This is a genomic window from Brevundimonas sp. Leaf168 (assembly GCF_001423685.1).
GTDB classification, from domain to species: Bacteria; Pseudomonadota; Alphaproteobacteria; order Caulobacterales; family Caulobacteraceae; genus Brevundimonas; species Brevundimonas vesicularis_C.
Genome location: NZ_LMOY01000001.1, coordinates 781,443 through 805,735, shown reverse-complemented (window position 1 = coordinate 805,735; position 24,293 = coordinate 781,443). Strand labels below are relative to the sequence as shown.

Here is a 24,293-nt window from a genome sequence, read left to right as displayed (position 1 = left end):
ACGGCGATGCGTCCGCAGATTCTCTTTCCCCTGTTCGCCGAGGTCTCGACCCTCAAGGGCGTGGGCCCTCGCGTCCTGCCTCTGGTGCAAAAGGTGGCGGGCCCGCTGGTTCGCGATCTGCTGTTCCTGAGCCCGTCCGGCGTCATCGTGCGCCGCCCTGCCGAGGCCGCCACCGCGGTCGATGGCGAGGTGGGCGTCTTCACCGTGACCATCGACCGCCTCTTCACGCCCAGCCGTCCTGGCGCACCGCTGAAGGTCCGGGCCAGCGATCCCACGGGCTTCGTGCATCTGGTCTGGTTCGGCGGTTCGCCCCAGCACATCGACCGGCTGTTGCCGCGCGGCGAGACGCGGTTGGTCGCGGGCAAGGTCGAAAGGTTCAATGGCGAGGTCCAGATCGTCCATCCGGACATCGTGACACTCGAAAAGGCCGCCGACATTCCGGCGTGCGAGCCCGTCTATCCGGCGACACAGGGCCTCAGCTCGCGTCAGTTGCGTAAACTGGTCCAGGCCGCCCTGCCCGCCGCGCCCGACCTGCCGGAATGGCAGGATCCCGCCTGGCTCAAGAAGCAGAACTGGCTGGGTTGGCGCGCCGCTCTGGACGCTCTGCATGCCCCTACAGGCGAGATGGACCTGTCGCCCGACGCCCCCGCCCGCCAGCGCCTGGCCTATGACGAGTTCCTGGCCCACCAGTTGGCTCTGGCCCGTCGTCGCCGCGCCCGCGAGATCAGGCCCGCCCCCGCCATCGCCTCCGGTGAAGCGTCCGAACACCTGCTCCAGGCCCTGCCATTCCAGCTGACCAACGCCCAGGCCCAGGCCGTCGCCGAAATCCGTCGTGATCTGGCGTCGGGCCAGCAGATGGGCCGATTGCTGCAAGGCGATGTCGGCTCGGGCAAGACCGCCGTCGCCGCCCTGGCGCTAGCCGACGCCGCTGCCAGCGGCTTCCAGTCCGCACTCATGGCCCCCACCGAAATCCTGGCCCGCCAGCATTACGAGAAGCTCGGCCCCATGCTGGGCGCGGCTGGCGTGACTGCGGTCCTGCTCACCGGCCGCGACACCCCGGCGCAACGGCGCGAGAAACTGGCCGCACTGGCCTCGGGTCACGTCCAGGTCGCCATCGGCACCCATGCCCTGTTCCAGGACGCCGTCCGCTTCGATCGCCTGGCCCTGGCCGTCATCGACGAACAGCACCGGTTCGGCGTCAACGAACGCCAGCGGCTGCAAGCTAAGGGCGACCCGCGCCTGGGCGCCGTGCACCTGCTGACCATGTCGGCCACCCCCATTCCCCGTACGCTTGAGCTGACGCAGTACGGCGAGTTGGAGGTCAGTCGCCTGCTGGAAAAGCCGCCCGGCCGCACCCCCGTCACGACCGCCGTCCTGCCCTTGGCCCGTATCGGCGAGGTTGCCGCCCGTCTGAAGAACGCCGTCGACAGCGGCGCCCAGGCCTATTGGATCTGTCCCTTGGTTGAGGACTCCGAGGCCATCGACCTGGCGGCCGCCGTCGATCGCGCCGACGATCTGCGGCGCATGCTGGGCGTGGAGGTCGGCCTCGCTCACGGCCAGATGCCGGGCGCAGAGCGCGAGGCTGTCATGGCCGACTTCGCCGACGGCCGCCTGCCGGTCCTCGTCGCCACCACGGTGGTCGAAGTCGGCGTGGACGTGCCCAACGCCTCGATCATGGTGATCGAACACGCCGACCGTTTCGGTCTGGCGCAGTTGCACCAGTTGCGCGGCCGCGTCGGTCGCGGCGCCAAGGCCAGTTCCTGCATCCTGCTGTATGGCGGTCAGGACGGCACCCTCGGCGAGACGGCGAAAGAGCGGCTCGAAACCCTGCGTCGCACCGAGGACGGCTTCGTCATCGCCGAGGAAGACTTTCGCCTGCGTGGCGGCGGCGATCCCCTGGGCCTGAAACAGAGCGGTTTTCCCGCCTACCGCTTCGCCGATCCGATCCGCCACCGCAGCCTGATGCTGGCCGCCGCCGATGATGCGCGTCTGATCATGAACCGCGACCCGGATCTGACGTCGGAACGCGGCCAGGCGGTGCAGGTGCTGGAAGAGTTATTCGACTGGAAAAACCACAAGGTCGGCGCAAGCTAGCCGATCACTCGGCTCCAGCCATCGAATCCGACCTCGACGTTTTCGGGAACAAGCGCCGACAACACCTTGTAATCCATGTCGATGTGCAAATTCGTCAGCACCGCGCGTTCGATGTCAGCTGCGGCGATCCACGCCAGAGCTTGGTCCAGATGGGCGTGGGTTGGATGCGGCGCATAACGCAGCGCATCCACGATCCAGAGCTTACAGCCGGCCACGGCCGCCAGGGCCGCCTCGTCTAGGTCGGACACGTCGCTGGAATAGGCGACGTCGCCCAACCGATACCCCACCGAGCGGATCGGCCCGTGCGCCTGGTCGAAAGTCGTGACCGGGATCGCGCCGCCCGCGCCCTCGACCGACCAGTCCGTGCCATGCGGCGGAATGATCCGAGCGTCCAGCAGCGGCGGATAACCGAACTTGCTCTCGAAAATGTAGTCGAACCGATGCGTCAGCGAGCCGTGGGTCGGCTCATCCATCCACGCCGGTATCCGCTTCCTGGCCCGCGCGGCGAAGGTGCGCAGGTCGTCGATGCCGTGGGTCTGGTCCGCATGATCGTGGGTGTAGAGAACCGCATCCACATGCTTCGTGCCGCTGGCCAGCATCTGTTCGCGCAGGTCCGGCGACGTGTCGATCAGGATGTTGGTCACACCCTCCGCGCCGGTCTTTCTCGCCAGCATTGAACAGCGCGTGCGCCGGTTCTTGGGCTCGGCCGGGTCGCAGGCGCCCCAGTCGCCGTCCCCGCGTGGCACGCCGCCCGAAGATCCGCTGCCCAGAATCACGACTTCGAAACTCATGCGGGTCTGGGTATCCGGTCAAAGAGGCCGAAGAAGGCCTCGGTCGTGATGCGGTCCGCCTCCTCGGCACTCCAGCCTCGGATTTCGCCTAGCTTGTCCAGCACATGACCGATGTAGGCCGGCTCGTTGCGCCGTCCGCGATGCGGAATGGGCGCCAGATAGGGGCAGTCGGTCTCGACGATGATGCGGTCGCCCGGCATGTCGCGGATCACCGCCCGCACGTCCTCGGCCGCCTTGAAGGTCGCGATACCGGAAACCGAAAACCAGGCGCCCATTTCAGCAGCGATTTTCGCCAGTTCCGCACCACTCGTATAGCAGTGCATCAACATCTTGAACGGTCCCGCAGCATGCTCCTCGCGCAGGATCCCGGCCATCACGTCGTCCGCCTCACGCGTGTGGATCACCAGCGGCAATCCCGTCTCGCGCGCCGCCGCCACATGTTGCCGGAACACCGCCGCCTGCATCTCGCGCGGGCTGAAGTCGTAATGGAAATCCAGACCGCATTCGCCGATTCCGACCACCTTGGGCCGCTGGGCCAGTTCGATCAGGGTTGCCGCCGTCAGGTCCGCCGCATCCTTGGCCTCGTGCGGATGGACCCCGACCGTGCACCAGATGTCGGGGTTCGCCATAGCGATCCCGTGGGTCGCCTCGAAGGTCGTCAGCTTGTCGGAAATCTCCACCATCAGCCCGACGCCCGCCTCTCGCGCGCGCGCGATCACGGCGTCCCGGTCCTCGTCGAACTGCGGCGCGTGCAGGTTCACGTGACTGTCGATCAGCATCAGCCCATCCGCTCCTGCTGGGCTTGAACCCGCTTCAGGTCCGCCAGCGCCCCGGCCAGCACATCGGCCTTGTCCAGGTTCAATCCCGCCGCCCGCTCCGGCAGGGGCTGCAGCCGCTCCCACAGTTCGGCCCAGCGATTGCCGGCCCCCGGCGCGCTCTGCAAGGCGCGCATCCGCACCGCCGCGATCAGCCGGTCCATCAGGGTCTCGAACCGCTCCTGCCCCTCGGCCCCACGGAACCGGTCGGCGATGGCCAGGGCTTCAGCCCGGTCCACTTCGCCCTCGACCCAGCGCCGCGCCAGTTGATCCATCTCAAACGTTGCGCCTGACGCCAGGGCCAGGGCCGCGCCGGGCGATCCGCCCGCCATGATCGCCGCATGTTCGGCGTCCTCACGCTCTGCGCCCGTCCGGTTGCGCACCAGGGTCTCCAGCCGATCCGGCGCCCAGATCGGAAAGCTCAGCCGCCGGCACCGCGACCGGATCGTCGCCAGCAACCGCCCCGGCGCATGGGTGACCAAAAACAGGAGGCCACGCTCGGGCGGCTCCTCAAGAACCTTCAGCAAGGCGTTGGCGGCGTTAAGATTAAGGTCGTCTGCCGCATCGATGATCGCCACCCGAAACTGGGCTTGCGACGGGCTCTTTGAAAAGAACTCCGGCAATTCGCGCGACTGATCGACCGAGATCGACTTCTTCGTCTTGCCGCCCTCAACCAGCCGTTCCAACACCAGCAGGTCCGGATGCGACTGGGCCGAGATCAGCCGGCTGACCGGATCATCGCGCCGCGCGCCCAGCGGCCCGGACGCCGGATCGGCCGCCGCGCCCAGCAGCCGTCGCGCCGCCCGATAGGCGAAGGTCGCCTTGCCCGTCCCCTCGACCCCGCACAGCAGCCAGGCGTGGTGCAACCGCCCCCGTTCCCAGGCGTCCAGAAACGCCGTCTCCGCTGCGGCATCAGGGATCAGGTCGAAACGGTCGCGCGGGTGATCGCTCACAGCAGCCGGTCCTGAACCGCCTGCCAGACCCGCGCCTCGACCTCGTCCAGCGATCCGACCGCGTCGATCAGCACGCAACGCTGCGGATTGGCCTCGACGATGCGCAGGAAGCCCTCGCGCAGGCGTTGATGGAATTCCAGACCCTTGGATTCGAACCGCGTCTCGAACAGGCCGCGCCCGAACGCTCGCTCCAGCCCGACCTCGACCGGCAGGTCGAACACCAGGGTCAGGTCCGGCTGATCGTCCCCGACCACGCCCGCGTCAATCTGTTCGATGAAGCTTTGCGCCACGCCGCCGCCAGCGCCCTGATAGGCCCGGCTGGAATCGGCGAACCGGTCGCACACCACCCAGTCGCCGGCCGCCAGCGCCGGGCGGATGGTCCGCTCCAGATGGTCCGAGCGCGAGGCGTACATCAGCAGGGTCTCGGTCATGGCCGACCACGGCTCGGCGTCCGTGGCCACCACCAGATTGCGGATCACCTCCGCGCCTTTGGACCCGCCCGGCTCGCGCGTACGCACGACCCTGCGCTCGCCCAGCACCGCCTGCAGCCGCGCGACCAGCCGCCCGACCTGGGTCGATTTGCCGGCGCCCTCGCCGCCTTCGAAGCTTATGAATTGTCCACGGGTCACGCGCCTTCATGGCGCGCCGACGCCGCCCGGCGCAAGCCCGCCCGCGCGATCAGCTGCCGGATATCAACAGGGCGCCCGCATAACCTCGCGCCACGACCGACTGACGCGCCGCCTCGGCCGCATTGGCGCTGTCCCAAGGGCCCACCACCACATTGAACCGCCCCGCGCCCCGATCGGCCCGCACCCAGCCGCTCAGGCTGTCGGCGATTCGCCCGGCCTCGACCTGGTCCGAGAAAGTGCCTGCCTGAACCCAGAAGGTCGTCACCTCCGCAACCGCGGCCGGCGCGGGGGCGATAATGGCCGCGCTGACGGGCGGGCTGGCCGGGACCGCGCCTCGCGGCGTCTGCGCCGACGCCCTCAACAACGTGCCCCCGCCCTGCTGCGGCGCCCGGCCGAGATAGCGCACTCTTACCCGCCCCACGCCCTGCGACAGCATCCCCAGTTCGCTCGCCGCCTCGCGCGACAGGTCGATGATCCGGCTTTCCACGAACGGCCCGCGGTCATTGATCCGCACCACCAGTCGCCGCCCGTTCTCCAGGTTCGTCACCTCGACCAGGCCGGGCAGAGGCAGGGTCTTGTGCGCCGCCGTCAGGGCATGCATGTCGAACCGCTCGCCGGTCGAGGTCGGCCGGCCGTTGAAGGCGTCGCCGTACCAGGACGCCATCCCCACCTCTTCATAATCCGGCTGTTCCTTGGGCGTATACCAGCGCCCGCGCACCTGATAGGGCCGCATCGTCCCCGACACGATAGGTGCCGGATCCTTGACGACGGGCGGATGATCCTCGCCGCGCCCGGCGACCGTCCCACGCACGCCAGTTCCGCCTACGGTGGAACAGGCGGCCAGCAGCGAGAACAGCCCCAGGATCAGCGCGCCGCGCACTCCCTGTCCAAACGTCATCGACCCGCCTCGCAAAAAACAACGAAAACAGGATGACCGAAGACATTTCCGCTTTGGTTAATGACCCGTTCGCCTGCTATGGCGTCCGCCTCCGCTGCGGCGGCAAGGAAGTGTGGCCGAGTGGTTTAAGGCACTGGTCTTGAAAACCAGCGACGGTGAGAGCCGTCCGTGGGTTCGAATCCCACCGCTTCCGCCACTTACGCTCGGCGCTACAAAGCAGCAGATCACAACTCAAAGCACTTGACTGGAAAACGTCTAGGTTGAATGACGAGAGTCATCACGGGGGTGACCATGTCAAATCAATCGACCGGCCTGAGCGCCGACACGCAGGCGCTGATGGCGTTCGAGTCAAACAAGAAGTCGGCAGGCGTCGCCTATCTGCTTTGGTTTTTCACGGGCGGCGTCGGTGGGCATCGCTTCTACGCGGGCCGCACGGGTTCCGCTGTGGGCCAACTCATGCTTACGATCCTGGGCTGGGCGACCATTTGATTTGGCCTAGGCTTCGTCTTTCTCGGCGCGCTCGGCATTTGGTTGTTGGTTGATGTCTTCCTTCTGAGCGGCATCATCCGCGCCTACAATGCCGACCTGATGCTTCGACTAAACGCGGCGCCTCGTCGGGAAACTGCGTCTGCGGACGACCTCGCTAAATTCGCGGCTCTGCGCGATAGTGGCGCGATTTCCAACGACGAGTACGAATCCCAGAAGCGGCGCATTTTGGGTGTGCCCGGCAACGCCGTGGTCTGACGCGGCCGCGCGCCCTCATTAGCCCTTGCTATTGCCCCGTCTGTCGTTAGGAACCCGGCTCCCCTGCTTGGAGCCCTGCCATGACGGCGACGAAACCGATGACGATCGGGATCGATTTCGGTACGACCAATACGGTCGTGGCCCTGACCGATGCGGACGGCCTCGCCCATCTCGTGACCTTCGACGCCATTGAGGGCCAGACGACCACCTTCCGCTCGGCGCTCAGCTTCCAGACCCATCCCGGCGTGGACGGCCAGCCGCCCGAACGTGTGGTCGAGGCCGGGCCCTGGGCCATCGCCGCCTATGTCGAGGATCCGCTGGAGACCCGCTTCATCCAGTCGTTCAAGACCTTCGCCGCCAGCGCCGCCTTCACCGAAACCCGGATCGACAACAAGCGCTACGCCTTCGAGGATCTGCTGGCCGCCTTCCTCCTGCGCCTGCGCCACCATGCCGGCGACGCCCTGACGGACGCCCCGCCCGCCGTCATCGTCGGCCGTCCCGTCACCTTTGCGGGCGGCAATCCGGACGAGACCCTGGCCCTGTCGCGCTATCAGACGGCGTTCCAACGGCTGGGCTTCACCGACATCCGCTATGCGCACGAGCCGGTCGGCGCCGCCTTCTATTTCGCACGCCAGCTGAAGGCGGACGCCACGGTCCTGGTCGCCGACTTCGGCGGCGGCACCAGCGACTTCTCGATCATCCGGTTCGAACATACGCCCGACGGCCTGCGGTCGACGCCGCTGGCCCGCTCGGGCGTCGGCGTGGCGGGCGACGCCTTCGACTACCGGATCATCGACCAGCTGGTCTCGCCCGAACTGGGCAAGGGCGGTCTGTACAGTTCGGTCGGCAAACAACTGCCGATTCCCCAGCGGTATTATTCCGCCTTCGCCCGCTGGGATCAGCTGGCCCTGCTACGCGCCTCGCGCGACATGCGCGACATCCGCGCCCTGGCCCGCACCGCGCTGGAGCCCGAGAAGATCGAGCGACTGATCGAGGTGCTGGACGACAACCATGGCCATGACCTGTACCGCGCCGTCTCCACGCTGAAGATGGCGCTGTCGGCCGACGACCAGGCGACCTTCCTGTTCCAGGCCGGCGGCGTCCATATCGAAAAGCCGGTCGCCCGCGCCGATTTCGAACGCTGGATCGCGCCGGAACTGGCCGCCATCGAGGGCGCGGTGGATCAGGCGATGGCCCGCAGCGGCCTGGCGCCCGACGCCATCGACCGCGTCTTCCTGACCGGCGGCACCTCCTTCGTGCCGGCCGTGCGGGCGCTTTTCCAGAACCGCTTCGGCGCCGATCGGATCGAGACGGGCGGCGAGTTCGAATCCATCGCCGCCGGCCTGGCCCTGATCGGGCGCGAAGCGGATCTGGATTTGTGGAGCGAAAAGGCGGTCTAGAATCCCGACCCTAGAACCCTTGCGCCCGCGCCAAACGTTCGGCGTGGAACCCGGCGTCTCCCAGCAGTTCGTTCAGCACCCGCACCCGCTTCATGAACAGGCCGACGTCGAACTCGTCGGTCATGCCGACGCCGCCGTGCATCTGGACCGCCTCCTGCACCGCCAGCTCGGCGGCCCGCCCGGCCTTGGCCTTGGCGATGGACGCGGCCAGCGGCGCGTCTTCGCGCCCCTCGTCGATCGCGATCTGGGCGCCGATCGTCGCCGCCCGCGCCAACTCCAGCTCCGAGAACAGATGCGCGGCCCTATGTTGCAGCGCCTGGAACTCGCCGATCAGCTTTCCGAACTGTTTGCGGGTCCGCAGATAGTCCATCGTCGTCTTGAACGCCTGATCGCCCGCGCCTGTCAGGCTGGAGGCCGCGCAGGCCCGCCCCAGGTTCAGCGCGCCGTCCAGCAGCGCCTCCCCGCCCCCGACCGCGCCGATCACTGCATCGGCGTCGACCGCCACATCAGTCAGCGTGATCCGCGCCGCATTGTGCGCGTCCACCATCACCGTGCGCTCGACCGCGACGCCCGCCGTCGCCGGATCGACCAGGAACAGCGTCGTCCCCTCCTCAGCCGTCGCGACGACGATCAGGGCGTCGGCCACATGGCCGTCCAGCACGAAGGCCTTGGCGCCATTCAGCCTGAAACCGTTGCCCGCGCGCTCGGCCCGCGTGGTGATCCGCGACGGCGCGTGTTTCGCGCCCTCGTCCACCGCCAGCGACAGGATGGCCTCGCCCGCTGCGATCTTGGGTAGCCAGGCCTGCTGCGCCTGCGATCCGCCGTCGATCAGCACCTTGGCGGACAGGATCGACGATCCCAGATACGGCGACGGCGTCAAGGTGCGGCCCAGGCTCTCGGCGATCACCCCGGCCTCTACGGCGCCCAGCCCCATGCCGCCCAGCACCTCTGGGATGATGACGCCGGCGAAACCCATCTCGCCAAAGGTCCGCCACAGGTCGCGCGACACCCCGTCGGCGTCCCGCTCGTCCCGCAGCTTCCTCAGATGGGCGATCGGCGCCTGTTCGTTCAGGAAGCCGTCGGCGGCGTCCTGCAACATCGTCTGTTCTTCGGTCAGGATCAGGGGCATCGTCTCACGCTCCCGGCAATTGCAGCAGGTGTTTGGCGATGATGTTCAACTGAACCTCGCTGGTGCCGCCTTCGATGGAGTTGGCCTTGGTCCGCAGCCAGTCGCGCGCCGCCTTGCCGTCATGCGACCGCTCGCCCTCCCATTCCAGCGCATCGGCCCCGCCCGCCGCCATAAGCAGCTCATGGCGCCGCTTGTTCAGCTCGGAGCCATAGTATTTCAGCATGGAGGCGATGGCCGGGTGCGCCTGTTTGGCCTTCACCTGATCTCCGACCCGCTCCATCGCCAGGCGGAAGGCGGCGGCGTCGATCTCCAGGTCCGCGATCCGGGCGCGCAGCATCGGCTCGTCCAGACGCCCGGCCGCGTCGGCTCCGATGGCGTCCATCGCTACCTGCCCCACCGGACGCCCGCCGCCGACCTCGCCCATCGCGCCGATCATGGTTCGCTCGTGCGCCAGCAGGTATTTGGCCACGTCCCAGCCCCGGTTCAGCGTCCCGACCAGGTTTTCCTTCTCCACCCGCACGTCGTCGAAGAAGGTCTCGCAGAAGGGCGACTTGCCTGAAATCAGGGTGATCGGCCGCGTCGTCACGCCCGGCGTCTTCATGTCGAACAGGACGAAGCTGATGCCCAGATGTTTGGGCGCCTCGGGGTCCGTGCGCACCAGGCAGAAGATCCAGTCGGCCTTGTCGGCGTAGGAGGTCCAGATCTTCTGGCCGTTGACGATCCAATGGTCGCCCCGATCCTCGGCCCGCGTCTGGATGGACGCCAGATCGGATCCCGCGCCCGGCTCGGAATAGCCCTGGCACCAGCGGATCTCGCCGCGCACGATCTCTGGGAGGAAGCGCTTTTTCTGCTCTTCGGTCCCAAAGGCCAGCAGCGCCGGGCCCAGCATCCAGACGCCGAAACTGGCCAGGGCCGGTTGGGCCTTGATGCGGCGCAGTTCGGAGGCCAGTACCTTGGCCTCCTCGCGGCTGAGGCCGCCCCCGCCGTATGCCTTGGGCCATTCCGGCGCCGTCCAGCCCCGCGCGCCCATTCGCTCCAGCCATAGCTTGTGCGCCGGGGTCTTGAAGGTGGGATTTCGCCCGCCCCAGATCATCTCGTCGTCGGCCATCGGCCCGCGACATTCGGCCGGGCAGTTCGCCTCCAGCCAGGCGCGCGTGTCGGCGCGGAATTGCTCCAGATCGGTCATTCCTCGTCTCCCATGGCGTGCGTCGCTGACCGGCCCAAACCGATGCGAGACATCGTTGGGAATGACCTTATCCAGGAAATCCCCGCCTTGGAAAGCGAAACCTGAATGCCGATCACTTAGCTGACGTAACGTCAGATCAGGCCGTGACCCTTGGGCAGTTCAGCGTAGCGGTGAACCCGCGTCGCCATCACCAGACCGAAGCCGATCATGACGGTCAGCATCACGGTGCCGCCATAGGACAAGAGCGGCATCGGCACGCCCACGACCGGCGCTAGCCCCATCACCATCGCCCCGTTAATCAGCACATAGAGCGCAAAGGTCGCCGTCACGCCCGACGCCGCCAATCGCCCGAAGTGACTGTGCGACAACGAGGCGATCCTCAGCGAGATCAGAATGATGGCGGCATAGGAGGCCAACAGCGTGAAGGTGCCCACAAAGCCGAACTCCTCAGCGAAGGCGGCGAAGATGAAGTCGGTCTGGCGTTCGGGCAGGAACTCCAGCTGGCTCTGGCTGCCCAGACCGAACCCGCGCCCCAGCGGTCCGCCCGACCCCATGGCGATCTTGGACTGCACGATCTGATAGCCCTTGTCCGACATGTCGGCCTCGGGGTTCAGGAAGGTCAGCACCCGGTGACGCTGATAGTCATGCATACCGAACATCACATAAGGCGGCACCAGCACGGCGGCGGCGATGATCAGCGGCAGGATGATCCGCCAGCTCAGTCCGGCGACGAACATGATCGCCGCGCCCGTCAAACCGATCAGCATGGCCGATCCCAGGTCCGGCTGGTGCGCGACCAGCAAGAACGGCAAGCCGATGATCCCGACCGGGAAGATCAGCTTCCAATGGAAACTCGCCTCCTTGGCTGAGGCCCCGTGATACCAGCGCGCCAAGGCCAGCACGACGCCGATCTTCATGATCTCGGACGGCTGAATGCGGGTAAAGCCCAGGTCCAGCCATCGCGTGGCACCCAGCGCCGTATAGCCCAGCGGCGTCTCCACCAGCGCCAACATGAACAGCGCCATCCCATAGATGGGATAGGCCAGGGCGAACCAATATCGGATGCTGATCAGCGAAAGCATCAGCATCAGCGCCAGACACAGGCCGAACCGGATCAGATGTTTCATCGCCCAGGGCGACCAGGATCCGCCCGCCACCGAATACAGCATCAGGGCGCCGGTGCCGGACACCACGCACAGCAAGGCCGTCAGCCGCCAGTCGATCTGGCCCAGCTTGGTCGAGACGCGTTCGCGTTCGCCGGGACGTGACAAGGCCGAGGCGGTCATCGGCCGGGCTCGGACAGATAGGGACGCGGCCCGCTGGTCGCAGACGGCGCAGGGCGGCTCGGCTGCGGCGGGGCCACGACATCGGGCTCGGGCGCGGCGCCGACTACCCCGTCCTCGACGATCGCGTCGCCGGTCGGTTCGGGCGGCAGCGGCCGTTCGATGCGGGCGCGCATATCCGGATCCTTGAGCAGCACGGTGCGCATCACCTCACGCGCACGCGGCGCGCCGGCGGTCGCCCCGCCCTTGCCCCCGTGTTCGACGATGACGGCGACCGCATATCGCGGCGCATCCACCGGCGCGAAGGCCACGAACAGGTTGTGGTCCTTCAGCGCCCAGATATTGCTCTTGCGCGAGCCGGAGCCGTAGTTCCGGACCTGCGCCGTGCCGGTCTTGCCGGCCATCTGGATGTCGCCCAGACCCAACTGGCTCTGGCGATAAGCGGTGCCGGATCGATCGTTGGCCACGGCGATCATGCCCTGGCGTACATATTCGACGTGGGCCGGATCGAACGGCAGGTCCGGGGCCTCGGCCCCGCTGGGCTGTTCGACGCCGCCGATGGATTTGATCAGGCGCGGTTGAAGCTGCTTCTTCCCGTTCGCCAACCGCGAGGTCATGACCGCCAGCTGCAGGGCGTTCACCGTGATCGCGCCTTGCCCGATCGCAACCGAAGTCGTCTCCCCCGGATGCCAGACCGGATCGCGCGGGAAGGTCCGCGCCTTCCATTCTGTGGACGGCAACAGGCCTTTGCGCTGGTTGCCGACGCCGATGTCGAACTCGTGCTCGAAGCCCAGCGCCAGCCCCGCCTTGCGGATATTGTCCACGCCCGCGCGGTTGCACATGGCGTAGAAATAGACGTCGCAAGAGTTCTTGATCGCGTCGTGCATGTTCTGGGTGCCATGCCGCCCCCAGCATCGCTGCGTTCGGTTGCCCGTCCGATACGAACCTGAGCAGAACACCGTCAGCTTCGGATCGACGCCGGCTTCCAACAGAGCCAGCGCCGTGGTCGGTTTGAAGGTCGAGCCCGGCGGGAAGGTGCCGTTCAGCGTCTTGTCCAGCAGCGGTTTGCGCTCATAGTCGGCCAGCGCGCGATAGGTCTTGCTCGGCACGCCGCCGACGAAAAGGTTCGGATCGAACGATGGCGCAGACATCATGCACAGGATGTCGCCGTTGCGCACATCCATGACCACACAGGCGCCCGACTCGTCGCCAAACACTTCCAGAGCCCGGTTCTGAACATCGGCGTCCAGCGTCAGGATGACTTCCTTGCCCGGCAAGGCGGGCCGCGACCCGCCGATGTCCTCGGCGACGACGCGGCCTCGCGCATCGACCTCGACCCGATTGCCGCCCGGCTCTCCGCGCAGCGACGCGTCCAGCGCCTTTTCTACGCCCTGGCGGCCGATGCGGAAGCTGGGGTTGAACAACAGCGCGGGCGGTTGCTCGCCCTTGTCACGGATCGCCTTGACGTCCCGATCCGAAACCTTGGCCACATAGCCGATGACGTGGGCGAACGATCCGCCGAACGGATAGTAGCGCGCCTCGTTCATATCGACCATCACGCCGGGCAGTTCGTTGGCGTACTGATTGACCTTGGCGAACTCCTCCCAGGTCAGGTCGCTCTTGACCGGCACCGGGTTGAACTTGGACGCCGCATTGACGTCGCGGATGATCGCGCGACGGCGCTCCAGCGTGTCGGGCAGCAGCCGTCCCAAAAGGTCCAGGGTCTGGTCCAGATCCTTGGTCTCGTCGCGCACCACCAGCACCCGGAAGCTGGGGCGGTTGCCGGCGATGACGACGCCGTTGCGGTCCTTGATCAGGCCGCGCGGCGGCGGGACCATGCGAAAGTTGAACTGGTTCTGCGACGACAGGGTCGCATATTCCTGAGCCTGCACGACCTGCAGCTGGCCCAGCCGTCCGATCAGCGCGGTGATCCCCAGCGCCGTCGCCCCGCCCAGGACGAAGGTGCGCCGCAAGAAGGACCCCTGACGCTCATTCACATCGGCAAAGAAGATGGAGGGCTCGCCGCTCATCGGAACCGAATATCTCCGTCGTCAAATCGCTCAAGCATCCAGTTGGCGATCGGAAACAGCAGCAGCGTCGGCACGACCTGTCCGACCAGCGGCAGGACCGCCGGCGCGTTCGTCGCCCGCATGGTCACCACCAGATAGGCCAGAAAGAAGGCGCCCAGCGTACAGGCGGCATAGGCCCCGAAGCGGATCATCCCCTCATGCCCCGCCAGCAGATTGCGTGACAGCAGCACCGTTCCATAGACGCCCATCAGACACAGCGCCCACAGACCCAGCGGCGTATTCCAGAACAGATCCAGGAACAGGCCGATCAGAAACAAGACAGCCGGCGCCAGCATCGAGGGCCGGATCAAGGGCCAGGCGAAGGCCAGGATCATCGGAATGACCGGCTCGGGCAGATGCAAACCGAACAGCTGGAGCGGCGTTCCCAGAACGACCGTCGCGGCGAGGACGAGCAGGGCCGGATAGACGATCCACTGAAGAGGTCCGACAACGCGAACCGCGACGGGCCGTCTCACGCCGCGCCTCCCGGAGCGGGCGCCGGCGCAGGGCTGGGCGCAACCGGCGCAGGCGACGGGGTCGAAACCGCAGGCCTCGGAGACGTCACGGCCGGACGGGCCGCAGTCGGGGCAGCGGCGGGCGCAGGCGTTGGCGCTGGCGTCGCAGTCGCGGCACGCGCCCGTTCGGCCTGGGCCTGCTGCGCCGCCGCACGACGGGCGGCGGCGTCACGGATCGCCCCGACCTCGGCCGCGCTCGGCTCCGGCGCGGTCGTCAGGCCTGCGAGCGGCGGCGCATTCAAGCCGTTCGGGCTGACCAGCTGTCCAAAGCTCTGGAACAACAGCACGCGGACATAGTCGATCGCGCCGTGATCACTGAACAGCTTGACCCGCCAGGCGCCGTCCACGCCCTTGGCGGCCACCCCGACCGGCAGGCCGCGCGGCAGACCGCCGCCGTCACCTGAACTCAGGATACGGTCACCCGCCTTGATCGAACCGGATCCGCGAATGAACTCCAGACGCGGGCTGTCGCCGCCGTCTCCGGTCAGCATGGCGCGCGCATCGGTGCGCTCGACCATCACAGGCGTGCGCGACGCCACATCCGTCAGCAGCACGACACGGCTGACGCCGCCCGTCACGCCCGTCACCCGACCAACCAGTCCGTGTTCCGTCACAACGGGATTACCGATCCGCACGCCCTTGGCCGAACCGACGTCGATCAGCTTGGCGTTGGAGAAGGGACCCCGCGATTCCGAAATCGCCCGCCCCGTGGCCATGGGCACCGGCGGCTCGGTGCGCAGACCCAGCAGGGCCTCATAGCGGCCGTTGATGTTCTTTTGAGCGATCGCTTCGTCACGCCAGCCGCGCAGTTCGGCGATCTCGGCCTTCAAGCGGCGGTTCTCGCCGATAGCGAAGAAATAGCCGCCGACATAATCGCGCGCGGCCCCGGCCCAGCGCACCGGCGCGGCGAAGACCCCGCCCACCGGCCCGGCCGCCGCTTCGAAACCGCCGCGCGCCGCGCCCATGGTCGAGCCGCCCTCGGACGTGGTCCGATCGCCCAGCAACAGGACGATCGCGCCGATGACGGCCACGACGACGACGACCGCGGCGGTCCACGCCAGCGGCACCTTGATGTTTTCAAAAGGGCCGTCGCGAAACGCCACGGGCGACCTTCCACTCAAAGGGGTTGGAATCGGCAGGACGCCCCCTGCCGCTGAGCCTGCCTATCGCAAAATCAAGGCCGGAATGGAACCGTGATCACGCAGGCCTGACAAGGATTTGCAGCCAAGCTTTCACTTGGCCGCAACGGACGGATCAGAGCGCGGAGTCGAGAACGCCCTTCATCCAGCGCGGGTGCTCCAGCACGCGGCCGCAGCCGATGGCCACGCATGACAGCGGATCATCGGCGACCGAGACCGGCAGGCCGGTGTGATCGCGGATCTCGACGTCCAGACCGCGCAGCAGGGCGCCGCCGCCCGTCAGCATGATGCCCTTGTCGGCGATGTCGGCGGCCAGTTCAGGCGGGGTGGCTTCCAGCGCGACCTTCACGGCCTCGATGATCTGGGTGACCGGCTCGGCCAGGGCTTCCGCCGCCTGACGCTCCGAAATGCGCACCTCGCGCGGCACGCCCTGCATTAGGTCGCGGCCCTTGACCTCGATCGACAGGCCTTCGCCGTCGGCCGGGATGCGGGCGGTGCCGATGTCCTTCTTGATGCGTTCGGCGGTCGTTTCGCCGATCAGCAGGTTATGGTTGCGGCGCATGTAGCTGATGATGCTGTCGTCCATCTTGTCGCCGCCGACGCGGACCGAACGCGAATAGACGATGCCCGACAGCGACAGGACGGCGACTTCCGTCGTGCCGCCGCCGATGTCGACGACCATCGAGCCGGTCGGCTCGTGGATCGGCAAGCCGGCGCCGATCGCAGCCGCCATGGGCTCGTCGATCAGGCCCACGCGGCGCGCCGAGGCGTTCAGGCAGCTGTCGTTGATCGCGCGACGCTCGACCGCCGTGGCGCCTGAGGGCACGCAGACGATGATCTTGGGGTTCACGAAGCCCTTGCGATTATGAACCTTGCGGATGAAGTGCTTGATCATCTCTTCGGCGACTTCGAAATCGGCGATGACGCCGTCGCGCATGGGGCGGATCGCCTCCATGTGGCCCGGCGTGCGGCCCAGCATCTGCTTGGCCTCGATGCCCACGGCGTGGACGACCTTGCGCCCCCCGACGTTTCTCAGCGCCACGACCGACGGCTCGTTCAGGACGATGCCCTTGCCCTTCATGTAGATCAGGGTGTTGGCGGTGCCCAGGTCCATCGCGATGTCATTGGAGATCGCGCCGAAAAGGGAGAAGCTCATGGGAATCGATACCGTTGTTAGCTGGCAGGGCGTCTAGATGTCTCAGTCGACCTGGCGACGCCCCAACTGCCCTGACATCCCCACGCCGGACAGTTCCTGATCGTCTTCGCCACGCCTACTAGCGGCGGGTTTGCCCGTATGAAACCGGGAATACAAGCCCCGATGACAGTGTCGTCATATGGAGAGGGCTATCGAGGCACGACGCCTGTGGACGCCAGCTTCAGGATGTCGGCCTGACGTCGCGCTTCGGAACGACGGCCAAGGCGTCCGCCGCCTCCATCGTGGGATACAGCGTGTCCTCCTCGCGGGCGACCCGATGCGCCAAGGCGCCGATCAACCCCTTGGTTACAGAGGCGAAACGCTCCCGATCCCTCAGAATGCGGGCCTGTGACCACTCTTCGAAATAGTGCGCCCAAACGCCGCTCAGAGCCCCCATGTCCTCAACATAGTGCTGCGCGAGGTCGCGAACCGAATGATCTTGGGACCGCATCAGGACGGGATAAAGTTCGCCGTCCTCGATCGCGAGATGCTCGGTCAGAGCCGTATTCAGCGCACGCATCAGCTCACGGGCGCGGATCGCATCGTCTGACGTTTTCATAATGGCGGCGGTGCCGCCCAAGGCGCTGGCCAGTCGAATGATCCGGCCGTGCTGCGTCTTCAGAATACAGACATCCATGGCGACGCCTCCAAAGCAAGACCATGCAACCTCTGGATGAACGGATTCTAAATAGCAGGCTAAGCAAATTCCCTCAGTCGCCGCGCGCGATCTCGCGCCGCTTGACCAGTTCACGCACCAACAGCATCAGCGCCAGCCAGGCCAGCGCCACGCCAGCCAATATGGCCGAGGTCCAGATCCCGTCGCCGCTGACCGCCGTCATGAAGGATCCGCCGAAGAAGGCGACCAGCGCGGTCTTTGGCAATACGCCCAGCGCGCACCCCGCCAGAAAGCCCGAGAACGACGCCCTCGCCGCCCCGAACGCCATGTTGACGACGATGAACGGCGCCGACGGCACGTTGCGGATCATGAAGCTGGCGTAGAAGGCGTTCTTGCCGACGAAACGCGTCAGCCGTCCGACCGTCTTGCCGCCGTGCCGCGCCAGAAGCCGCGCCGTGGGTCCGCGTCCCAGCCAGTAGGTCACGCCCGCCGACACGACAGTCGCGATCCAGCTGTAGAGGAAGCCGAACCACGGCCCGAACGCCACGACGCAGGCGGCGATCAGGATGAACTGCGGCGCGCCGAAGAAGGCCGAAATCGTGAACATCACGATGGCGGCAACCAGCCCCCAAGGCCCCTGACGGAACCCGCCCAGCCAGTCTTCCAGCCGCCCCTCGGCCTCCAGCCCCAACTGGCTCTTGCCCACAGCGAACAGGGCGATCATCGCGCCCAGCAGCAAGGCCGTCGCCAGCACGGCGCGCCAGCGACGCGCCTCCATGTTCGACAGAAAATCGATGATCCAGCGCATCAGAGCCGCCGCTTATCATCCCATCTCTGCATTAGCGAGCATCAGCGCATTGTCCCGAGGGGCGACGCCGCGTAAACAACCCCGCCTCCCCGGCAAAAACTTCCAAAACCACGGGATAGTTCATGTCCAGCCTGCAATCTTCCGCCCTCGCCCGCGTCAAGCCCTCGGCCACCATCGCCGTCACCGCGCAGGCCCGGAAGCTTAAAGCCGAAGGCCGCGACGTGATCGGCCTGGGCGCCGGCGAGCCGGACTTCGATACGCCTGACAACATCAAACAGGCCGCGATCGACGCGATCAACCGCGGCGAGACCAAATACACCGACGCCGACGGCATGCCCGAGTTGAAGGCGGCCATCGTGGCCAAGTTCAAGCGCGAGAACGATCTCGACTATACAGCCGCCAACATCCACGTCGCGCCGGGCGGCAAGCCCGTCATCTTCAACGCCCTGGTCGCGACGCTGAATCCCGGCGACGAAGTCATCGTGCCCGCCCCCTACTGGGTCAGCTATCCTGATATGGTGCTGCTGGCCGGCGGCGAGCCGGTCACCGTGATCGGCGAGGAGAAGGACGGCTTCAAGCTGCTGCCGGCCGTGCTAGAGGCCGCCATCACGCCCCGCACCAAGTGGCTGATCCTGAACAGCCCTTCCAACCCAACCGGCGCCGCCTATACGCGCGCCGAACTGGAAGCCCTGGCGGAGGTGCTGCGTCGCCACCCGCAGGTCTGGGTGCTGACCGACGACATGTACGAGCACCTCGTCTACGGCGACTTCGAATACACCACCATCGCCCAAGTGGCGCCGGACCTGATCGACCGCACTTTGACGGTCAACGGCGTGTCCAAGGCCTATGCCATGACCGGCTGGCGCATCGGCTACGCCGGCGGGCCCAAGCCTTTGATCGACCTGATGCGCAAGGTGGCTAGCCAGACCACGTCCAACCCATCCAGCATCAGCCAGTGGGCGGCCGTCGAGGCGCTGAACGGCCCGCAGGACTTCATCCCTGAGCGCAAGGCCGCTTTCGAAAAGCGCCGTGACCTCGTTGTGTCGATGCTCAACCAGGCGGCTGGCATCACCTGCGCCACGCCTGAGGGCGCCTTCTACGTCTATCCGTCCATCGCCGGACTGATCGGCAAGACGACCGAGACAGGTGTCGCCATCGATGGCGATTCCACCTTCGCCGCGGAACTGCTGAACGCCGAGGGCGTCGCCGTGGTCCAGGGCGAGGCTTTCGGCCTGAGCCCCTATTTCCGCATCAGCTACGCCACCTCGGACGCCGTGCTGGAAGAAGCCTGCACCCGCATCCAGCGCTTTACGGCCTCGCTGCGCTGATCGACCAAGGGCGGAGGCTCAGGCCTCCGCCCGCCATCCGGCCCTACTTGCTGGGCTGCATATAGACCACGCGGCAATCGCCATCGATCGTGGTGTAGCGGTTGTTCGACGCGTCGACGAACGAGATCCGGCCGCCGTCGTCATATTCGACCTTGCCGGTCGAGCGTCCCTTGAAGTTCTCCACTCCATAGGTCCAGCAGGTGATGTCCGCCGGCTTGTCGCCCCAGGTGGCGTCGTTGCGCGCCCGCTTGCTGTCGGTGCAGGCGGACATTCCGCCGGTCAGGGCGAGGGCAACGGCGGTATAGACAAGCGCTTTCATAGGCTCAGCCTTGCACGGACCCCGCCCAAGGAAAAGGGCCGCCCCGGCGATGCCGGGACGGCCCAACTTTCGACGATGGCGCTCGACCTATGGCCGGCTGGCCATGCCCAGCTTCACCGGCTTAGCGTCGTCAGCCAGGGCGCCGCGCTTGACGCCCCACAGAAGGATGATCGGCGCGCCGACATAGATCGACGAATAGGTGCCGATGATGATGCCGAACATCAGAGCGATGGAGAAGCCGAACAGGGCCTCGCCGCCGAAGATGGCCAGGGCCGCCAGCACCATGACGGCGGTCACGCCGGTGATGATGGTCCGCGACAGGGTCTCGTTCAGCGACAGATCGATCACGTCGCGCAGCGGCATGGTCTTGTACTTGCGCAGGTTTTCGCGAAGACGGTCGAACACCACCACGGTGTCGTTCATGGAATAGCCGATGACCGTCAGGACGGCGGCGACCATGTTCAGGCTGAACTCCAGCTTGAACAGCACGATCAACCCGAACGTCAGGATCACGTCGTGCAGCAGGCCGACCACGGCGCCGAAGCCGAACTGCGGCTCGAACCGGAACCAGATGTAGAGGAACATCAGGCCGATCGCGACGCCCAGAGCCAACAGGCCCGAGGTGAACAGCTCGCCCGACACCTTGGAGCCGACGACGCTGACGCCCGAATAGTTGACCTGACCGACCGCGCCGCTGATGGCGCCCTCGACCTGGTTGACGACCTGGGTCTGATCGCGGCCTTCCGGCACCTGGAAGCGAAGAATGGCGGTCGAGCCGTCATCGACATTGGTGTCGCGGCGCGCGATGCCCTGGACCTGAACGTCGCCCAGGTTCAGGCCGTTCACGGCCTCGCGGACCCGATCCAGCTCGATCGTCTGACCCGCCGGCTTGGACACTTCCATCGAGGCGCCGCCCCGGAAGTCGATGCCCATGTTTAGGCCTGGATAGAAGCAGGAGACGATCGCCGCGATGCACAGGATCACAGACAGAACGCCGGCGAACCGCGCATATTTAACGAAGTGGAAGTTCGTCTTCTGCGGCAGAAGTTTGATGAGGGGCCATCCACGCATCGCCATCACTCCGCGATCGGCAGTTTTTTGGGCTTGGCCGTCTTGAGCCAGTAGCCGAGCAGGACCTGGGCGACCAGGACCGACGAGAAGACCGAGGTGAACACACCGATGGTCAGGGTCCAGGCGAACCCGCGAACAGGGCCTTCGCCGAACACGAACATGATGCCCGCCGCGACCAGGGTGGTCAGGTTGGCGTCGATGATGGTGCCCATGGCCTTGTTGAAGCCGGCGTCCATAGAGGCGATGACGCTGCGGCCCGCCCGGGCCTCGTCACGCATACGCTCATAGATCAGCACGTTGGCGTCCACCGCGACCGCGAAGGTCAGGATCAGACCGGCGATGCCTGGCAAGGTCAGCGTCGCCTGGGTCAACGACATGGCCGCCACGATCAGCACGCCGTTCAGCACCAGGCCGACCACCGACACGCCACCGAAAAGCAGACCGTAGGCCAGGATCATGAACAGCACGATGATGGCGAAGCCGACGGCGGTCGACAGGGCGCCTGCGGCGACCGCGTCCGCACCCAGTTCAGCCGTCACGGTGCGGCGCTCCTCGACGTTCAGCGGCGCCGGCAGGGCGCCCCCGTTCAGCAGGTTCACCAGCGTCGCCGCTTCTTGGATCGAGAAGTTGCCTGTGATCTGACCCGAGCCCGAGGTGATCGCGCTCTGGATCGTCGGGGCCGAAATGACCTTGCCGTCCAGGATGATGGCGAAGGGCTTCTGCAGATTGGCGGCGGTGGCTTCGCCGAAGCGCCGCGCGCCGGCGCCGTCGAAGCGGAAGTCGATGGCCGGGCGGCCGCTCTGGTCCGAACCGACGCCGGCGCGGGTCAGGTTCTCGCCCGACACCAGCACGCGCTTCTTGACCAGATAGGGCGTGCCGTCCTCGCCTTGCAGCAGTTCGGAATCAGGCGGCACACGGCCGGCCAGGGCGTCCTGAACCGAGTTCTCGACATCGACCATCTGGAAGGTCAGCTGCGCCGTCTGGCCGATGACTTCTTCCAGCTTGCTCGGATCGCTCTCGCCCGGCGCCTGGACCACGATCCGGTCGGCGCCCTGGCGGGTGATGGAGGGTTCGCGCGTGCCCAGGCTGTCGATCCGGCGGCGCACGACCTCGATCGACTGGTCCACGGCCGTCGCGCCCATGCCGTTCAGCGCGGCGTCGGTATAGGCGAAGCGGATGCGGTTATCGCCCAGGCGCGTCGCAGTGCGTTCCGCCTGGCCGCCCGGTCCGACCTGACCGCCCAGCTGTTGCAGCGCCTTGAACGCGGCATCGCCCTGGGCCGGATTGGCCAGGGTGACGACCACGCCGCCGGCTTCACGCTGGAAGCCGTTGGTGGCGACGCCCGCACCGTTCAGCGTGACCCGAACGTCCTCGATCAGGTTGGTGACGCGCTTTTCGCGCATCGCCGGCACATCGACTTCCAGCAACAGATACGAACCGCCCTGAAGGTCCAGCCCCAGATTCAGCTTGTTCTTGGGCATGAAGCCGGGCAGCGCTTCGCGCTGCTGATCCGACAACAGGTTCGGGAACGCCAGCAGACAGCCGAGAACGGCCGCGACGACGACGAGAATGACTTTCCAGCGCGACAGCTGAATCATGAGGGCGGTCCAGGTATCGGCGGATACGCGAGCGTATCAGGCCTTGGAATCGTTGGCGGCGATGGCGGTGCGGTTGCGCACCTCGGCGATCATGGCCTTGACCACGCGCACATTGACGCTGGGGGCGATCTCGACGTTGACCTCGGCCTCTTCGACGCGGGTGACCTTGCCGATCATGCCGCTGCCCAGGACGACGGTATCGCCACGCTTGACGGCGGCGATGGCGGTCGCGTGCTCCTTGGCGCGCTTCTGCTGCGGACGGATCAGCAGGAAGTAGAACAGGATGAAAATACCGATGATGGGCGCAAACCCGATCAACTGCGCCGTCAAGCCGCCTTCAGCGCCCATGGTAGTCTCCGCAAACAGATAGGGGGCGGCCGTCATCGGCGCCCATCAAAAACGAGGCGCGGAACCTAGGGCTCCGCTTCGTGGAATGCAACGCGGCGAAAGCGCTACCTGGGCAACACTGTCAAAGGATCGACCGCGACCGGATCATCGCCGCGCATCTGACGCGTCTCGAAGTGGATCGAGGGGCGTCCGTCGCCGGCCGTCAGACCTACGGTGCCGATCTGCTGGCCCGCGCGAACGTCGTCCCCGTCCTTGACCGTCGCCGAACCCAGATGGCCATAGACCGTGCGCCAGCCGTTGGCGTGCACGATCAGCACCGTCAGCCCCTGTCCTACCAGATCGCTGCCGACATAGGCCACGCGCCCGGCCGCAGAGGCGCTGACCGTCGCGCCGGCCGAGGCGCCGATGTTGATGCCGTTGTTCCGCTCGCCCATGCCGACCGGGCCGAAACGCCGCACGATGTCGCCGCGCACTGGCCACAGCAGGTTCGGCTGACCGGCAGCGGCGCCGGCGGCGTTGGTCTGTTCGACAGGACGCGTCTGGACCGGCAGGGCCGCATTGCCCGAGGGCGGCGGCGGGGGCGGCGGCACGGCGCCGTTGTTGGGCACCAGCACGCCGACGGGCGAGGCGCCGGTCGCGTAAGGATCGCGGCCGGTATCCACCGCCGCTTCAGGCAGGATGATTCGCTGGCCCGTCGTGATCGCCCCGCGCGGCCCCAGGCCATTCAGGTCGATCAGCGTCTGGACCGGGGTCTGGAACCGACGTCCCACGCCCGAAATCGTGTCGCCCGGTTGGATGATATAGGCCGCGCCCGGACGCACCGGGGCCGACGACGACGGATAGGACGGCGGCGTATAGGCGGGCGGCTGCGACGCCGGAGGCAGATAGGTCGGTTGGCTCGGACCGACATTGACCGTCGGCGGCAAGGCTCCGCCGTCCACCTGACCAATCGGCGCCGTCGCGGGCGGCGGCGATTCGTAAGGAGCCGGCCGATAGGGCTGGTTCGAATTCTGGCCGGCGTTCGGATAGGTCGGCTGCTGCGGGTAGGCGCCCTGCCCCGGACCATAGGCCGGCGCCGGGTTCGCATGCGTCGAATAGCGCGGCTCCGAAGGATAGCTGATGCAGGCCGCCGTGCTCAACGCCGCCCCCGCGACCAGAACCGCTCTCATCCAGCCCGAAATCATCGCCACCGGCTGCTCCCATTCGTGGTTAAACTCGCCCGCCCGGTGTGCCCGCTCGCGCCCCATAAGCCAACCCCGCAAACCGCACGGAATTGGGGCGCGAAGATTAATGGGCGGAACCAGGGTGATTAGTGAGTGGTGATTCGTGAGCAGTCGCCCTCTGGCTACTTAGTCACCACTCACT

24 protein-coding genes and 1 tRNA gene are annotated in these 24,293 nt (G+C 66.7%); 6 read left to right on the top strand and 19 right to left on the bottom strand.

Annotation, left to right across the window (positions count from 1 at the left end; genetic code table 11):
• Positions 1 to 6: 6 nt before the first annotated feature.
• Positions 7 to 2,094, top strand: coding sequence for an ATP-dependent DNA helicase RecG (gene recG / locus ASF81_RS03980; RefSeq protein WP_055805431.1), 2,088 nt, complete (start codon positions 7 to 9; stop codon positions 2,092 to 2,094).
• Here the strand turns inward: recG and ASF81_RS03975 are convergent.
• From ASF81_RS03975 to ASF81_RS03955, 5 genes are read right to left on the bottom strand one after another with little or no spacing between them, the layout of a single operon-like run.
• Complete coding sequence (locus ASF81_RS03975; protein WP_055805008.1) at positions 2,091 to 2,885, bottom strand: MBL fold metallo-hydrolase; 795 nt, start codon at positions 2,883 to 2,885, stop codon at positions 2,091 to 2,093. The two genes, recG and ASF81_RS03975, sit on opposite strands and share 4 nt — an antisense overlap.
• The gene (locus tag ASF81_RS03970; RefSeq protein ID WP_055805005.1) at positions 2,882 to 3,664 is read right to left on the bottom strand and encodes a TatD family hydrolase; all 783 of its coding nucleotides are present in this window, start codon (positions 3,662 to 3,664) and stop codon (positions 2,882 to 2,884) included. Before ASF81_RS03970 ends, ASF81_RS03975 begins: the two co-directional genes overlap by 4 nt.
• Entirely contained in the window at positions 3,664 to 4,653 is a 990-nt protein-coding gene (locus ASF81_RS03965) for a DNA polymerase III subunit delta' (RefSeq protein WP_055805000.1), read from the bottom strand. Before ASF81_RS03965 ends, ASF81_RS03970 begins: the two co-directional genes overlap by 1 nt.
• Positions 4,650 to 5,282, bottom strand: a complete 633-nt coding sequence (tmk, locus tag ASF81_RS03960) for a dTMP kinase (protein ID WP_055804997.1) — start codon at positions 5,280 to 5,282, stop codon at positions 4,650 to 4,652. Before tmk ends, ASF81_RS03965 begins: the two co-directional genes overlap by 4 nt.
• A gap of 49 nt (positions 5,283 to 5,331) precedes the next feature.
• Positions 5,332 to 6,180, bottom strand: coding sequence for a septal ring lytic transglycosylase RlpA family protein (locus ASF81_RS03955; RefSeq protein WP_055804994.1), 849 nt, complete (start codon positions 6,178 to 6,180; stop codon positions 5,332 to 5,334).
• A 106-nt stretch (positions 6,181 to 6,286) separates the two neighbouring features.
• Here ASF81_RS03955 and ASF81_RS03950 point away from each other — a divergent pair.
• From ASF81_RS03950 to ASF81_RS03940, 4 genes are all read left to right on the top strand, one after another.
• Positions 6,287 to 6,376, top strand: a tRNA-Ser gene (locus tag ASF81_RS03950).
• A gap of 68 nt (positions 6,377 to 6,444) precedes the next feature.
• Positions 6,445 to 6,669, top strand: a complete 225-nt coding sequence (locus ASF81_RS15225; RefSeq protein ID WP_235559208.1) for a TM2 domain-containing protein — start codon at positions 6,445 to 6,447, stop codon at positions 6,667 to 6,669.
• Positions 6,670 to 6,714: 45 nt separating this feature from the next.
• Positions 6,715 to 6,924 (top strand): SHOCT domain-containing protein, encoded by a 210-nt coding sequence (locus tag ASF81_RS15220; RefSeq protein ID WP_200932856.1) that lies wholly within the window; start codon positions 6,715 to 6,717, stop codon positions 6,922 to 6,924.
• 80 nt (positions 6,925 to 7,004) lie between these two features.
• The gene (locus ASF81_RS03940) at positions 7,005 to 8,324 is read left to right on the top strand and encodes an Hsp70 family protein (protein ID WP_055804989.1); all 1,320 of its coding nucleotides are present in this window, start codon (positions 7,005 to 7,007) and stop codon (positions 8,322 to 8,324) included.
• Positions 8,325 to 8,334: 10 nt separating this feature from the next.
• Here ASF81_RS03940 and ASF81_RS03935 read toward each other — a convergent pair whose 3' ends face one another.
• The 9 genes from ASF81_RS03935 to ASF81_RS03895 all read right to left on the bottom strand — a co-directional run bounded on the left by ASF81_RS03935 (position 8,335) and on the right by ASF81_RS03895 (position 18,264).
• The gene (locus tag ASF81_RS03935; RefSeq protein ID WP_055804985.1) at positions 8,335 to 9,453 is read right to left on the bottom strand and encodes an acyl-CoA dehydrogenase family protein; all 1,119 of its coding nucleotides are present in this window, start codon (positions 9,451 to 9,453) and stop codon (positions 8,335 to 8,337) included.
• A gap of 4 nt (positions 9,454 to 9,457) precedes the next feature.
• Positions 9,458 to 10,639 (bottom strand): acyl-CoA dehydrogenase family protein, encoded by a 1,182-nt coding sequence (locus tag ASF81_RS03930; protein WP_055804982.1) that lies wholly within the window; start codon positions 10,637 to 10,639, stop codon positions 9,458 to 9,460.
• Between the two features lie 131 nt (positions 10,640 to 10,770).
• Positions 10,771 to 11,925, bottom strand: a complete 1,155-nt coding sequence (rodA, locus tag ASF81_RS03925) for a rod shape-determining protein RodA (RefSeq protein ID WP_039243638.1) — start codon at positions 11,923 to 11,925, stop codon at positions 10,771 to 10,773.
• Positions 11,922 to 13,952, bottom strand: coding sequence for a penicillin-binding protein 2 (gene mrdA / locus ASF81_RS03920; protein ID WP_055804979.1), 2,031 nt, complete (start codon positions 13,950 to 13,952; stop codon positions 11,922 to 11,924). Before mrdA ends, rodA begins: the two co-directional genes overlap by 4 nt.
• A complete protein-coding gene (locus tag ASF81_RS03915) occupies positions 13,949 to 14,467 on the bottom strand; it encodes a hypothetical protein (RefSeq protein ID WP_055804976.1) in 519 nt (172 codons plus the stop codon). The genes mrdA and ASF81_RS03915 overlap by 4 nt, the downstream gene beginning before the upstream one ends.
• Positions 14,464 to 15,609, bottom strand: coding sequence for a rod shape-determining protein MreC (gene mreC, locus ASF81_RS03910; RefSeq protein ID WP_055804972.1), 1,146 nt, complete (start codon positions 15,607 to 15,609; stop codon positions 14,464 to 14,466). The genes ASF81_RS03915 and mreC overlap by 4 nt, the downstream gene beginning before the upstream one ends.
• 151 nt (positions 15,610 to 15,760) lie before the next feature.
• A complete protein-coding gene (locus ASF81_RS03905) occupies positions 15,761 to 16,801 on the bottom strand; it encodes a rod shape-determining protein (protein ID WP_017504801.1) in 1,041 nt (346 codons plus the stop codon).
• Positions 16,802 to 17,021: 220 nt separating this feature from the next.
• Positions 17,022 to 17,477 (bottom strand): hemerythrin domain-containing protein, encoded by a 456-nt coding sequence (locus ASF81_RS03900; protein WP_055804969.1) that lies wholly within the window; start codon positions 17,475 to 17,477, stop codon positions 17,022 to 17,024.
• Between the two features lie 73 nt (positions 17,478 to 17,550).
• Complete coding sequence (locus ASF81_RS03895) at positions 17,551 to 18,264, bottom strand: TVP38/TMEM64 family protein (RefSeq protein WP_055804966.1); 714 nt, start codon at positions 18,262 to 18,264, stop codon at positions 17,551 to 17,553.
• A gap of 122 nt (positions 18,265 to 18,386) precedes the next feature.
• Here ASF81_RS03895 and ASF81_RS03890 point away from each other — a divergent pair, with 122 nt between their 5' ends.
• On the top strand, positions 18,387 to 19,592 hold the full coding sequence (locus ASF81_RS03890) for a pyridoxal phosphate-dependent aminotransferase (protein WP_055804963.1): 1,206 nt from the start codon (positions 18,387 to 18,389) through the stop codon (positions 19,590 to 19,592).
• Positions 19,593 to 19,635: 43 nt separating this feature from the next.
• On the opposite strand, the gene ASF81_RS03885 is transcribed toward ASF81_RS03890, so the two are convergent.
• From ASF81_RS03885 to ASF81_RS03865, 5 genes are all read right to left on the bottom strand, one after another.
• Complete coding sequence (locus tag ASF81_RS03885) at positions 19,636 to 19,911, bottom strand: hypothetical protein (RefSeq protein ID WP_055804960.1); 276 nt, start codon at positions 19,909 to 19,911, stop codon at positions 19,636 to 19,638.
• 87 nt (positions 19,912 to 19,998) lie between these two features.
• Positions 19,999 to 20,988 carry a protein translocase subunit SecF gene (gene secF, locus ASF81_RS03880; protein WP_055753796.1) on the bottom strand — a complete coding sequence of 330 codons (990 nt, stop codon included), beginning with the start codon at positions 20,986 to 20,988 and terminating at the stop codon, positions 19,999 to 20,001.
• Positions 20,988 to 22,580, bottom strand: coding sequence for a protein translocase subunit SecD (secD, locus tag ASF81_RS03875; RefSeq protein ID WP_055804957.1), 1,593 nt, complete (start codon positions 22,578 to 22,580; stop codon positions 20,988 to 20,990). Before secD ends, secF begins: the two co-directional genes overlap by 1 nt.
• Before the next feature lie 36 nt (positions 22,581 to 22,616).
• Positions 22,617 to 22,928, bottom strand: coding sequence for a preprotein translocase subunit YajC (gene yajC, locus ASF81_RS03870; protein WP_017504795.1), 312 nt, complete (start codon positions 22,926 to 22,928; stop codon positions 22,617 to 22,619).
• 104 nt (positions 22,929 to 23,032) lie between these two features.
• Entirely contained in the window at positions 23,033 to 24,112 is a 1,080-nt protein-coding gene (locus ASF81_RS03865) for a peptidoglycan DD-metalloendopeptidase family protein (RefSeq protein WP_055804954.1), read from the bottom strand.
• Positions 24,113 to 24,293 lie beyond the last annotated feature (181 nt).

Excerpts from the sequence above, each read along its gene's own strand:
- recG (WP_055805431.1), top strand. The coding sequence starts at position 7 with ATGCGTCCGCAGATTCTCTTTCCCCTGTTCGCCGAGGTCTCGACCCTC.
- ASF81_RS03975 (WP_055805008.1), bottom strand. The coding sequence starts at position 2,885 with ATGAGTTTCGAAGTCGTGATTCTGGGCAGCGGATCTTCGGGCGGCGTG.
- ASF81_RS03970 (WP_055805005.1), bottom strand. The coding sequence starts at position 3,664 with ATGCTGATCGACAGTCACGTGAACCTGCACGCGCCGCAGTTCGACGAG.
- ASF81_RS03955 (WP_055804994.1), bottom strand. The coding sequence starts at position 6,180 with ATGACGTTTGGACAGGGAGTGCGCGGCGCGCTGATCCTGGGGCTGTTC.
- ASF81_RS15225 (WP_235559208.1), top strand. The coding sequence starts at position 6,445 with ATGACGAGAGTCATCACGGGGGTGACCATGTCAAATCAATCGACCGGC.
- ASF81_RS03940 (WP_055804989.1), top strand. The coding sequence starts at position 7,005 with ATGACGGCGACGAAACCGATGACGATCGGGATCGATTTCGGTACGACC.
- ASF81_RS03935 (WP_055804985.1), bottom strand. The coding sequence starts at position 9,453 with ATGCCCCTGATCCTGACCGAAGAACAGACGATGTTGCAGGACGCCGCC.
- ASF81_RS03930 (WP_055804982.1), bottom strand. The coding sequence starts at position 10,639 with ATGACCGATCTGGAGCAATTCCGCGCCGACACGCGCGCCTGGCTGGAG.
- rodA (WP_039243638.1), bottom strand. The coding sequence starts at position 11,925 with ATGACCGCCTCGGCCTTGTCACGTCCCGGCGAACGCGAACGCGTCTCG.
- mrdA (WP_055804979.1), bottom strand. The coding sequence starts at position 13,952 with ATGAGCGGCGAGCCCTCCATCTTCTTTGCCGATGTGAATGAGCGTCAG.
- ASF81_RS03905 (WP_017504801.1), bottom strand. The coding sequence starts at position 16,801 with ATGAGCTTCTCCCTTTTCGGCGCGATCTCCAATGACATCGCGATGGAC.
- ASF81_RS03900 (WP_055804969.1), bottom strand. The coding sequence starts at position 17,477 with ATGGATGTCTGTATTCTGAAGACGCAGCACGGCCGGATCATTCGACTG.
- ASF81_RS03895 (WP_055804966.1), bottom strand. The coding sequence starts at position 18,264 with ATGCGCTGGATCATCGATTTTCTGTCGAACATGGAGGCGCGTCGCTGG.
- ASF81_RS03890 (WP_055804963.1), top strand. The coding sequence starts at position 18,387 with ATGTCCAGCCTGCAATCTTCCGCCCTCGCCCGCGTCAAGCCCTCGGCC.
- ASF81_RS03885 (WP_055804960.1), bottom strand. The coding sequence starts at position 19,911 with ATGAAAGCGCTTGTCTATACCGCCGTTGCCCTCGCCCTGACCGGCGGA.
- secF (WP_055753796.1), bottom strand. The coding sequence starts at position 20,988 with ATGGCGATGCGTGGATGGCCCCTCATCAAACTTCTGCCGCAGAAGACG.
- secD (WP_055804957.1), bottom strand. The coding sequence starts at position 22,580 with ATGATTCAGCTGTCGCGCTGGAAAGTCATTCTCGTCGTCGTCGCGGCC.
- yajC (WP_017504795.1), bottom strand. The coding sequence starts at position 22,928 with ATGGGCGCTGAAGGCGGCTTGACGGCGCAGTTGATCGGGTTTGCGCCC.
- ASF81_RS03865 (WP_055804954.1), bottom strand. The coding sequence starts at position 24,112 with ATGATTTCGGGCTGGATGAGAGCGGTTCTGGTCGCGGGGGCGGCGTTG.